At 39.3% G+C, this 10,735-nt stretch carries 11 protein-coding genes, 6 tRNA genes and 1 rRNA gene; 15 read left to right on the top strand and 3 right to left on the bottom strand.

From position 1 onward, the window contains the following. The first annotated feature begins 104 nt into the window (after window positions 1–104). The 3 genes from rrf to B6F02_RS01845 all read left to right on the top strand — a co-directional run bounded on the left by rrf (window position 105) and on the right by B6F02_RS01845 (window position 423). A 5S ribosomal RNA gene (rrf, locus tag B6F02_RS01855) occupies window positions 105–220 on the top strand. Between the two features lie 30 nt (window positions 221–250). Then, window positions 251–323 (top strand) — tRNA-Asn (locus B6F02_RS01850). A gap of 27 nt (window positions 324–350) precedes the next feature. Beyond that, window positions 351–423, top strand: a tRNA-Thr gene (locus B6F02_RS01845). A gap of 100 nt (window positions 424–523) precedes the next feature. Here the strand turns inward: B6F02_RS01845 and B6F02_RS01840 are convergent. Next, entirely contained in the window at window positions 524–1,159 is a 636-nt protein-coding gene (locus B6F02_RS01840; protein WP_080145688.1) for an EamA family transporter, read from the bottom strand. A 401-nt stretch (window positions 1,160–1,560) separates the two neighbouring features. Here B6F02_RS01840 and B6F02_RS01835 point away from each other — a divergent pair, with 401 nt between their 5' ends. Further along, window positions 1,561–2,100 (top strand): hypothetical protein, encoded by a 540-nt coding sequence (locus B6F02_RS01835; RefSeq protein WP_143745175.1) that lies wholly within the window; start codon window positions 1,561–1,563, stop codon window positions 2,098–2,100. Window positions 2,101–2,159: 59 nt separating this feature from the next. Here the strand turns inward: B6F02_RS01835 and B6F02_RS01830 are convergent, their stop codons facing one another. Beyond that, window positions 2,160–3,365 carry a cation:proton antiporter gene (locus tag B6F02_RS01830; RefSeq protein ID WP_080145686.1) on the bottom strand — a complete coding sequence of 402 codons (1,206 nt, stop codon included), beginning with the start codon at window positions 3,363–3,365 and terminating at the stop codon, window positions 2,160–2,162. Between the two features lie 30 nt (window positions 3,366–3,395). Further along, a complete protein-coding gene (locus B6F02_RS01825) occupies window positions 3,396–3,752 on the bottom strand; it encodes a hypothetical protein (protein ID WP_080145685.1) in 357 nt (118 codons plus the stop codon). Window positions 3,753–4,103: 351 nt separating this feature from the next. On the opposite strand from B6F02_RS01825, the gene B6F02_RS01820 reads away from it, so the two are divergent. The 11 genes from B6F02_RS01820 (at window position 4,104) to B6F02_RS01770 (ending at window position 10,690) form a co-directional block, all read left to right on the top strand. Next, on the top strand, window positions 4,104–4,385 hold the full coding sequence (locus B6F02_RS01820; protein WP_080145684.1) for a GNAT family N-acetyltransferase: 282 nt from the start codon (window positions 4,104–4,106) through the stop codon (window positions 4,383–4,385). A gap of 88 nt (window positions 4,386–4,473) precedes the next feature. Beyond that, window positions 4,474–4,545 (top strand) — tRNA-Glu (locus B6F02_RS01815). Window positions 4,546–4,590: 45 nt separating this feature from the next. Next, window positions 4,591–4,663, top strand: a tRNA-Thr gene (locus B6F02_RS01810). Window positions 4,664–4,686: 23 nt separating this feature from the next. Next, window positions 4,687–4,767, top strand: a tRNA-Tyr gene (locus B6F02_RS01805). A 10-nt stretch (window positions 4,768–4,777) separates the two neighbouring features. After that, window positions 4,778–4,850 (top strand) — tRNA-Gln (locus B6F02_RS01800). 151 nt (window positions 4,851–5,001) lie between these two features. Beyond that, window positions 5,002–5,862: a diadenylate cyclase CdaA gene (cdaA, locus tag B6F02_RS01795; RefSeq protein ID WP_080145683.1), complete on the top strand. Its 861-nt coding sequence runs from the start codon at window positions 5,002–5,004 to the stop codon at window positions 5,860–5,862. Continuing rightward, window positions 5,859–6,866: a CdaR family protein gene (locus B6F02_RS01790; RefSeq protein WP_080145682.1), complete on the top strand. Its 1,008-nt coding sequence runs from the start codon at window positions 5,859–5,861 to the stop codon at window positions 6,864–6,866. The genes cdaA and B6F02_RS01790 overlap by 4 nt, the downstream gene beginning before the upstream one ends. A 38-nt stretch (window positions 6,867–6,904) precedes the next feature. Further along, window positions 6,905–8,254 (top strand): phosphoglucosamine mutase, encoded by a 1,350-nt coding sequence (gene glmM / locus B6F02_RS01785; protein WP_080145681.1) that lies wholly within the window; start codon window positions 6,905–6,907, stop codon window positions 8,252–8,254. Between the two features lie 161 nt (window positions 8,255–8,415). Then, complete coding sequence (locus B6F02_RS01780) at window positions 8,416–9,294, top strand: hypothetical protein (protein ID WP_080145680.1); 879 nt, start codon at window positions 8,416–8,418, stop codon at window positions 9,292–9,294. 94 nt (window positions 9,295–9,388) lie between these two features. Then, window positions 9,389–9,880 carry a hypothetical protein gene (locus B6F02_RS01775; protein ID WP_080145679.1) on the top strand — a complete coding sequence of 164 codons (492 nt, stop codon included), beginning with the start codon at window positions 9,389–9,391 and terminating at the stop codon, window positions 9,878–9,880. A 99-nt stretch (window positions 9,881–9,979) separates the two neighbouring features. Then, on the top strand, window positions 9,980–10,690 hold the full coding sequence (locus B6F02_RS01770) for a DUF975 family protein (RefSeq protein ID WP_080145678.1): 711 nt from the start codon (window positions 9,980–9,982) through the stop codon (window positions 10,688–10,690). The last annotated feature ends 45 nt before the right edge of the window (window positions 10,691–10,735 follow it).

The raw sequence follows: 10,735 nt of genomic DNA, 5'->3' as shown, positions 1-10,735 counted from the left end.
ATGTTGGTCTAAGCGTATGCGGTGTTGTCTAACATGTGAGTGAAAAAGGTCAGCTATCTAGTTTTCAGAGAACAAGGTTCTCTTACAACAGAAAAGAGTCATTGTGCGGTAATGATGGCGGGAAGGATCCACCTGTTCCCATTTCGAACACAGCCGTTAAGCTTCCCAGCGCCGAGGATAGTGAGGGGTTTCCCCTTGTGAAAGCAGGACGTTGCCGTGCAGCTCTTTTTTTATAGTTTTTATTTTTGATTCCGCAATAGCTCAGTTGGTAGAGCGCGCGACTGTTAATCGCGTTGTCGCAGGTTCGAGCCCTGCTTGCGGAGTTTTTCATTGCAATGAAATAATAGCAAGCCGCTTTAGCTCAGCAGGTAGAGCGCATCCATGGTAAGGATGAGGTCACCGGTTCAAGCCCGGTAAGTGGCTTTCTTAAGGCAGCGTCTATATTATGGGCGCTGCTTTTTTGTACTGTAGAAGGTAAAATTGTGACTCTGAAAACGCAGCGTTTAATCAAGTAAGAGACTTTTTAGAAGTTGTCACAACATTGAATTTGATTATACTGATTAGTGAAATCTATAGGTGCCAATTCAGAGGCAGCGTCCTGTGACGCTGCCTTTTTACTGTATATAAGAACTTTATAGACCACAGTAAATAAAAGTAAATAAACTGGAAGTCTATTTTTTATGGATAGTAAGAGGATAGAAGCAATAATGAGTGCAGCGCCCAGTAAGCTGGGTAAGGAAAGAGCGACCGGATAAAAAGGATAGGCGATTACTGCAGAGATCAATGGGCTAAACGAGCGAGTAACAGTGACTGTAGAGAATTTCAGCCGTTTTAGAGCTTCGTATAAGAGCAGCGTACCAAATAAACCAGTGCAGAGAGAAGACAGGACGATTAAGCCTATACTGGGTATAGAAAAGGATATTGCGAAATCAGTAGTAGTGAGTCCATTGTATATAATGACGAACAGCAGTGTAATACAGTTATTGGTAAAGAGTATTGAATTTGATTCTTTATAAGCTGAGAGCTGCTGTTTGATATAGATATTGGTTAATGCAAAAAAGAAAGTATACACAAAAGCAAATAAAATTCCTAGAGGATGGACGAATAACGAACCACCTCGATACATAAAAAGAAAGATTCCTATTAGCATCATGAACATCTAAAATCCTTCTCTTTTTGTGAAACGCTCTTTCAATATAAAGACGGAAAGCAATAAGGCAAAAGCTGTGTAGGATTTTCCTAAAAATCCTGATTCTACAGGGGACAATAAGTTGTTGCTGATGAATAAACAATTACACCGACTGCATTGAAAAGTATTTAAAATCACATTAGGGTGGACAAGATGATTTTGAATATCTGCCATTTATTTTAAATGCCTCTAATCTGCAGTCCTTTAACATAGTAAACAGCAAGGCATTAAAGTCAACTTGTCTAATTTGGAATATGAATAAACCGGGTTTGCAACAGCAAAAGGCATTTAGAAAAATGGTATATGAGGCAATAGACAAACAGAAGTTAATTAAGGATCTGGGCTATCCAAGGGACATAGCAGTAGAAACTTTGCTCAATAAGCATCAGGAACATCAGGATGATAATGAACAACTAGAAGGGTCGTCTTTTTCATTGAGAAGACCTGTTCAGTTAACCTTGCTTACTTATCAATTAGAGCCGAATACAGCTGATGTTCAATGGATCAAGGAGCAATTGGCGGTTAAGGAAATTCAGATAGAGGTCTTGAATGTGCCGTTTGAAACGCTCAACCAGCATTTGTCGAAGGCTGATTTGATTTATACTGGAACAACGATCAATCCTTCATTAACGAATCGTTTTTATACGTTTTTATTATCTGAAGATAGCCCTTTTAGATATCTGTATCAGAATATGCCTGACCTGGAAAAGCAGCTATACAGCAGTTTTGAACTAAACAGCAGGAAACAGAGAAGTGCAGCGTTACAGCAAATCGAGCAGTCACTGATTGAAGAAGCAGCCTTTCTGCCTATCTATTCAACTTATCTGCGTGGTGTGATCCATCAAGATTTTATGGGAGTAGAATACGGATCCACCGGTATGTTATCATTTGATAAACTATTTTATCTGTAAAAAAAGGGTTGCCTTTGAGTGATGTCTCAAAGGTAACCCTTTTAAATCGTCATATGGAATTATACAACTTCTTGAACATTGGTTGGAATGGTTCCGATTTCTCCAGTTTTACGCAGAACCAGTTTGGTAATGACTGGACCGGAAAATTCATAAAGTAAGGTAGCACTTAAGACAACGGTTCTGATCTGATCGGCATATTCAGGCAAAATACCTGCTGAGATTGCAATCAGACCAATTCCTACCCCAGCTTGAGGAAGGAGCATGAAGCCTAAGTAATTTCTAACTACTTTAGGGGTTTTCATAATCATTGAGCCGATATAAGCGCCTGTAAACTTACCGATGATACGGAAAATCGTGTACATGATTCCAATCAATCCCACAGCAGGAATCAAGTGAATGTCTAATTGAGCCCCGGCAATCACAAAGAACATTAGAAAGATTGGCGGTGTAATACGATCAGAAAATTCTCCCATTTGAGGAGCATCTGAAGAAATATTGGTCAATACAGTTCCGGTCATCATAACAGCCAATAGTTCTGACACTCCAAGACCAACAGCAAGGCTGCTTGTAAGGAATACAAAAGCTAATAAAAATGTTAACTTTTGTCCAGCAGTTTTGGAATACTTCAATGGGTATTTCATAATTAAACCAGTAACCGCTCCAATAAACAGTGATAGGAACACACTAAAAAATGGTTGAACGATAGAAGTTAAAAGATTGATATCTTCTCCCGAAGTATTCACAAGAATCTGAACAGCGGTAGAACAAAATCCGAATAAGATCAAAGCAGTAGCATCATCTAGAGCGGCGACGCTTTTAAGGGTTTCTGAAACTGGGCCTTTTGCTCTATATTCCTTCATAACCAGTAAGATAGAGGTAGGAGCCGTTGCAGCAGCGATCGCACCCATAATTAAAGCAAATGGCAGATCTGTTCCGATAAAGAGCAACGATCCAGCCACTAAAACGGCTGCTAAAGTTGATTCGAAAGCTGCTATAAAAAGAGGGGTAACGCCAACTCTTTTCAAGTAACTTGCTTTGAAAGATAGTCCGATCGTAAAAGATATAAAAGCTAAAGATACTTCAGAGACGACATCCATACTTTCAAGGACTGTTTCAGGGACAATGTGAAAAAAAGATGGTCCGAGCAAAAGGCCTCCAAAGATATAGCCTGTTACAGTCGGTAATTTAATTAAAGCAGCAAGATGCCCAAACAAAGACCCTACAATCAAAAGGAGGGCCACATAAAACAAGGTATTAAGTTCCAATTTATACTTTCCTTTCCCGAGTGATGTTCATTAGTGCAGCCCTTCAGTGAAGATGGTTGGAACGGCGAATAGAACACCAGTGTCCGGTTCAGACAGATCTCCAATGACTTCAGTGACGACTTTACGGATTGTTTCAATTTGCGATTCATTGACAATAGAAAAAATCATTTTATTTTCAGAATGATCAGATATCAGTAATGGACGCAGTGTAGAAAGAATTCTTGTTTCTTCTACTTTCGATAATTGTTGAGCCATTCCAACAGAGTTTAAAACTGTAGCAGAATCAACGCCTACATTTGTAAGTTCGAGTAACAGCTCATCTAACAGTTCTGTTTTATTCAGAATCAGCACAGCCATAACTTTTTGATTATTTCTCATTTCAGACATGCAGCATTCCCTCTCTTTTAGTAAGTAAAAAAGCCTTTAGTGTCCCTAGCATTATCAGTTTACTCTTCTTTTTTTCAATGTCAAACGGTTTAAAGAAATTATCAAAAAAAACTTTATTTAAAGCGTTTTATCGATATATTTAAGTCATTTGAGAAAAAAATCAGAAAATAAAATTAAATTTATATTAGAATAATGTATCGAATTGACATTTAATTTTCTTTTTTTATCCATACATCAAGAAGAGAAAAAGAGAAATTAGAAAGTTGAATTTACCTAAAAACAAAATAAAAGCGGTTAACCATTCATTTATGATATATTAGAATGGATATAAATAAAGTAGGAGGAAACGGAATGGACTTTACAAAAGGAGAAAATCGATTTTATAAAGAAAAAAATGGACAGCTGCTCGCTGAAGTAACGTATGTTCCAGATCCAGAGCAAAATCTAGCAGCCATTGATCATACATTTGTTGACCCTTCATTAAGAGGTCAAGGGATAGCGGAACAATTAGTCGATAGAGTAGTCGAAGAAATGAAAAAAGAAGATAAAAAAGTCAAAGCCGTTTGTCCATATGTCGTTGATCTATTTGCCCGCAAACCGGATAAATATCAGGATATCAACAGTGATGAATAGAAAAAATAAAAAAAATATAAATGGTGTTGACAATGGGGGCATTTCATAATACAATATATCTTGTGCTCAAAAAGTACAGAAAAGATATGGCCCCTTGGTCAAGCGGTTAAGACACCGCCCTTTCACGGCGGTAACACGGGTTCGAATCCCGTAGGGGTCATTTAGATCTTGAAATTTTATATAAGTCTCGCTGCTGTAAAAGTACGCCGGCTTAGCTCAGTTGGTAGAGCAACTGAATCGTAATCAGTGGGTCGAGGGTTCAAATCCTTTAGCCGGCATTGATAGAATTTCAAGAATTGACGGAGGGATAGCGAAGTGGCTAAACGCGGCGGACTGTAAATCCGCTCCTTCGGGTTCGTAGGTTCGAATCCTACTCCCTCCATTATTACTATTGGGCTATAGCCAAGCGGTAAGGCAGCGGGTTTTGATCCCGTCATTCCCTAGGTTCGAATCCTAGTAGCCCAGTCTCAAAAAGCTGTGTAGCGTCTGCTATACAGCTTTTTTTAATGAACAGATTCATGATGGATTTGTGATAAATTTCCAAGTAACATACGATTAAAGCGAATAGATGTGATATACTAATTTCGTGCATGTTTAGAATTAGGAGGTGACGTTCATGCCCTTTGATTTTATAAGAAACTTTGACTGGTCTCAATTCTTTACCTTGAGAACCGGAATCAATATCGTAGACATTATCATTGTAGCCTTTTTTATCTATCAATTAATTAAGATTGTACGAGGAACGCGAGCAGTTGAGTTGTTGAAAGGAATCGGTGTGATTTTATTACTGAAACTTTTCAGCATGGTGCTCCAGTTGAATACAACTGAATTTATTGTAGATTTTGTGATACAGTGGTCTGCGCTTGCCTTGATTATTATCTTCCAGCCGGAGTTGCGGAGAGGGTTGGAACATCTAGGCAGAGGGTATTTATTCGGAAGAAGAAAGAAAAGCAATCCAAGCGAAATGGTCGTCGACAGTTTGGCGCAGTCTATCCAGTATATGAGTAAACGGAGAATCGGAGCATTAATATCGATTGAAATGGAAAGTGGGCTGGACGAATATATCAAAACGGGAATCCCGATCGGTGCAGAGATTTCATCTGAACTGCTGATCAATATTTTTATTCCTAATACACCTTTGCACGATGGGGCAGTCATCATTAAGGATTTCAAAGTAGCTACTGCTGCAAGTTATCTCCCATTATCTGAAAGTCCGGCCATCCCTAAAAAATTGGGAACAAGGCACCGGGCAGCAATTGGATTATCAGAAGTGACAGATGCCATCACGTTAATTGTATCTGAAGAAACTGGTGAAATCAGCATTTCTAGAAACGGAAATCTAATTACAGAAATGAGCAGTAATGACGTTGTGGAGTACCTAAACAAAGAACTCGTTATGACTGAGAAGGAGAAAGAGACACAAGGACCGATCCAGCAGATCATTGAATCGGTGCGGAAAGGAGTGTCTGGCAAGTGAAATGGAATTTAGATAGTAAGTGGTTTACACGGGGCGTGGCGTTGTTTTTTGCCATTCTGCTGTTTTCATTTGTATATTATGAAGAAGAATCTAGAAACTTATCTACAAACCCTACAGATGGGGCGAGTATTACCGGATCTGAAGTCATTGCAAATATGCCGATCGACATCAATGTTGATCGGGAACAGTATTTTGTGTCTGGAATCCCAGAAACGGCAACGATTAGACTGGAAGGCCCGCAAGCCATTTTAACTCAGACTTTAGCGACACAAAACTTCAGTATTGTAACGCCTGATCTGAATGAACTTGGACCGGGTACCCACGAAGTTCAGTTAGAAGCAGAAGGATTGAGCAATCAGCTGGATTATTCAATCAGTCCTTCGGAATTTACACTGACTGTAGAGCAGAAACAAGTAGAAGAATTTGAAGTTAGAGCAGAATTTAATGAATCGGCACATTTGGCGGAAGGATATACGGCTGGTGAACCTGTCCTTTCCGAAGAAATCGTTACAGTGTCAGGTGCTGAATCGACTATGGAACAAATCAGTGATGTTATGGTAGTTGTCGCACCAGAAGAATCAGACATTACAGAAGATATACAATTGACACTAAATGTACTGGTCTTGAATGCATCTGGAGATCCGCTGAACGTCAATATCGATCCGCAGCAGATTGAAGTTACCGTACCGGTTGAAGGAACACAGAGAACAGTTCCGATTGTATTGAAAAAAACCGGTACAGGAAATGATGCTTACGACTATAACCTGGAATTCTCTCAGGGACAGCCTGAAAATGTAACGGTCACAGGAGAAACAGACGCATTGGAAGCATTGAACAATTTCTCGGTTGATGTAGATATCTCTGGCATTACTGAGTCAACGATTCGGACAGTCCCGTTGACATTGCCTGAAGGAATAACAGGAACAGATCCTGAAGAGTTGGAAGTTTTGATTCGAGTTTCCCCTAATGAAGAGGAAACCAGCGGAGATAATTCAGCAGAATAAAGTCAACGTACCTGATTGAAAAAGGAGAATATAAACGAATGGGAAAATATTTTGGAACAGATGGTGTCAGAGGCATTGCGAATGCTGAACTCACACCAGAAATGGCCTTTAAACTTGGAAGATATGGCGGTTATGTGTTAGCTCAGCATACTGAAGATGAAAGACCTCGCGTGCTGGTTGGAAAGGATACACGAGTTTCCGGCCGTATGCTGGAATACGCTCTGATTGCAGGATTACTTTCCGTAGGGGCTGAAGTGCTTAGACTAGGCGTATTGACAACTCCTGGCGTTTCTTACTTAACCCGTCAGCAAGGAGCCACAGCTGGAGTCATGATTTCTGCTTCACACAATCCAGTTCAAGATAATGGAATCAAGTTTTTCGGTGCAGACGGATTCAAATTATCAGATGATCAAGAGCAGGAAATTGAAGCATTGATCGATGCTGAAAAAGATACTCTGCCGCGTCCTAGTGCAGAAGGTTTAGGAACATCTGAAGAGTATAAAGAAGGAATGCTGAAATACATTCAGTTCTTAACTCAAACGATATCAGGAAATCTATCTGGTCTGCATGTTGCGCTGGATGGCGCAAATGGTGCAGCAAGCCCACTGTTGAATCGCTTATTTGCTGATCTGGATACAGACTTCGATGTGACGGGTGCTGCTCCAGATGGTTTGAACATTAACGCAGGTGTCGGGAGTACTCACCCAGAACATTTAGCAGAATTTGTTAAAGAAAAAGGGGCAGATGTTGGACTATCTTTCGATGGCGATGGGGACCGATTGATTGCTGTAGATGAATTAGGCAATATTGTAGATGGGGATAAAATTCTTTATATCTGCGGTAAGTTCATGCATGATGAAGGCCGTTTGAAAAAGAATACTATTGTATCAACCGTGATGAGTAATATTGGGTTTTATAAAGCAATTGAACAACATGATCTGGAATCTGTTAAAACCCAAGTGGGTGACAGATATGTTGTAGAAGAAATGCTTAAAAATGGATATAATCTAGGTGGAGAGCAGTCTGGACATGTTGTATTCTTGGACTACCATACAACTGGAGATGGATTACTGACAGGAATTCAATTACTGAATGTTATGAAGCAGACAGGTAAGAAACTATCTGAATTAGCTGAAGAAGTTACAACATTCCCGCAAAAACTAGTAAACATCCCTGTTACAGATAAGCATAACGTTATGGACAATGATGCTATCAAATCTGTGATCGAAGAAGTAGAAGCGGAAATGAATGGAAATGGACGAGTACTGGTTCGTCCAAGTGGGACTGAGTCACTGCTGCGCGTCATGGCCGAAGCAGAAACAGAAGAAGCCGTTACAGGCTACGTTGAACGCATTGCTGATGTAGTTCGTGCTGAAATCGGAAAATAATAACAAATAGAACAAGCTGAGGTTCTCTTTTGAGTGCTCAGCTTGTTTTTTTGTACAAATTCTTCTTCGAGGACCGTAGCATTTCAAAAGGGCGACAGGTATAATGGAGAGCGTAAGTTCCACCTACATAGAGAAGAGAAACTGAATAGAGGAGAGAGAAAATGATAGAGTTAGAAATCCTGCAAACTAAATACACATCACTACTTAGAAAATTGGAAGCATCTGATAAAAATGTAGACACTTGTGGTAAAAAATATGCACAGGCGAAAGTTCATTATAATGAGGAGACAAAAGACTTAGAAAAAATAGAAGAACCCTCTTTTGCGCACTTTGTTCGTTCCGTTATCGGTTCACAGGACAAAAGAATGGAAAAAGAAAAGCAGGAACAGATTCAAGCGAGGTATCAGCTTGATCAAGCAGCAGAAGAACTGGAAGAAGAAAAAGCCAACTATGCGAAGTTGGAGTTGCAAGTTGCCCAGGCAAAACAAGCACTAGAAGAATTAAAAGAACAGCTAGCCGCAAGCAATCCTGAATATCAGATGTTGCTGAATGAAGAGTCTGCGAAGCGCATGGAATGGCGCCAGCAGTTAATTGAAGTAGAAGAAGCCTTTCGTGCAGGGGAAAGTATTTTAGACCGAATAGAATTTGCTCATGAACATTTAAGGTCAGCTCAGAACTGGTCCACCATGGACATGATGGGCGGCGGTTTTTTTACGGATATGATGAAATACGATAAGATCGATAAAGCAGAAGAATTGATGGCTAAAGTAGACTCTGAACTAAGAAGATACCAGATAGAACTGAAAGATGTGGAATATGAATGGGAAAGCAATTTTGAGTTTATTTCCAACGGACATCGAACGATGGATGTGTTCTTCGATAATATCTTTTCCGATATTAGTAATAATACGAAGATCAAAAACAATATTGCTGGATTAATCACGCTGCAAGATCAAATTATTGTCGTGCAAAATCGATTAAAAAAAATGGATAAAGAACTTCGAAAGCAAATTGAGCTATCTGAACAATTATATCAATAAAAATCAGTCTTAAGCAGGATGTCCTCGTTGAAAAAACTACGATAAGATGAAAGTATCAAAATAAGTATTCGAAGTTTTAAAAAGGGATGAGGACATGGATAAAGAAACTAAGATGTTATTTGAATTATTAAACAGTTCGGATCACAGTAGTCAAATGACGGCATTTCAGCTTCTCTTAGAGTCATTGGAGCGCCCTGTAGACTGGGTTTATAGAGTATGGGACACCTTAGTCTTTGAATTAGAATCTGTTGAAGCAGACCAGAGAGCACAAGCAGGACAACTTCTGTCTTACTTAGCAATCAGTGACACAGAATTCAAAATGGAAGCAGTATTTCCAAAAATCTGGCAAGCGACATATGATCAGAACAGGGCAGTTGCTGACACCATTTTACAGGCTACCTGGCGGATCGGTCTTGCAAGTCCTGAACACAAAACAATACTGCTGCAAGCGTATAAATCTCGGTTCAATGAAGCCGTCTCTCTCGGTGAAAAAGGTGAGCAGATTTGTTTAACAATATTAAGGAACATGAAAAAACTGTATTTGTCAGAACAGGAAAAACAGACTTTGTCACTCCTGCGAACGTAGATCATACAGGACGAAAATCAGATTAAAATAAATGCAAATGTTTCATTTAAATCATTTTTCACTTAAAATAACTGTGTTTATCTGGAGGAGAAAAAAAGCATGTTGCCAACCGGGGAAATTAAAAGAAGAGCAAGAGAACGACTGAGCGGGAACTGGAAAGATGTTGCACTGCTGAGCATTATACCGGTAGTTATAGGAATGTTGTTTGCGGGAGGCATAACGGAGACGCTTGAAATATTTGGTATGGGTGCTCCCACTGATGCAGAACTATCTGAATTTTCGCTTTCATTTTTTATTGATATAAAGGAAATTTTAGTCAATATAGCAACGATTTTATTTACGACAAGTATCGCCTATACTTTGCTTGATTTAGTAAGATACAACGACTACACTATTGAACCTTTAAGTGATGCTTTTCGTGTCATCAGAAAAGGGTACACGATCCAAGTGCTGGCTATCGCTATTATTACATGGGTATTTACAATTCTATGGTCTTTTCTATTTATTATTCCGGGAATTATCGCTAATTTTGCCTATTCTCAAGCCTATTACATTTATAAAGATGCCATAGAGAACGGCGAAAACTTGTCTCCGATAGATTACATTACAGAAAGCAAAGAATTGATGAGAGGAAACAAAGGACGACTTTTCATCTTAGAACTCAGCTTTGTCGGATGGCATATTCTTGCACTGTTTACTTTTGGACTAGGGTATTTGTTCCTGTCTCCGTACATTCAAACTTCAAAAGCTGTATTTTATGAAGATTTGGTAGAAAGTTATGACGCTTCTGGATATGAGGACGCTTTTTAGGCAGATTGCATAATCTGAGAAATATAGTATCATAGAATCACGGAT

Origin of the sequence: Marinilactibacillus piezotolerans (assembly GCF_900169305.1) — a bacterium.
Taxonomy (GTDB): domain Bacteria; phylum Bacillota; class Bacilli; order Lactobacillales; family Carnobacteriaceae_A; genus Marinilactibacillus; species Marinilactibacillus piezotolerans_A.
Note: the sequence above shows the minus strand (reverse complement) of the source record. Positions and strands in the feature narration are given on the sequence as shown.

Coding starts and splice junctions, on each gene's coding strand:
- B6F02_RS01840 (WP_080145688.1), bottom strand. CDS start 1,159: ATGTTCATGATGCTAATAGGAATCTTTCTTTTTATGTATCGAGGTGGT.
- B6F02_RS01825 (WP_080145685.1), bottom strand. CDS start 3,752: ATGTCTGAAATGAGAAATAATCAAAAAGTTATGGCTGTGCTGATTCTG.
- B6F02_RS01820 (WP_080145684.1), top strand. CDS start 4,104: ATGGACTTTACAAAAGGAGAAAATCGATTTTATAAAGAAAAAAATGGA.
- cdaA (WP_080145683.1), top strand. CDS start 5,002: ATGCCCTTTGATTTTATAAGAAACTTTGACTGGTCTCAATTCTTTACC.
- glmM (WP_080145681.1), top strand. CDS start 6,905: ATGGGAAAATATTTTGGAACAGATGGTGTCAGAGGCATTGCGAATGCT.
- B6F02_RS01780 (WP_080145680.1), top strand. CDS start 8,416: ATGATAGAGTTAGAAATCCTGCAAACTAAATACACATCACTACTTAGA.
- B6F02_RS01775 (WP_080145679.1), top strand. CDS start 9,389: ATGGATAAAGAAACTAAGATGTTATTTGAATTATTAAACAGTTCGGAT.
- B6F02_RS01770 (WP_080145678.1), top strand. CDS start 9,980: ATGTTGCCAACCGGGGAAATTAAAAGAAGAGCAAGAGAACGACTGAGC.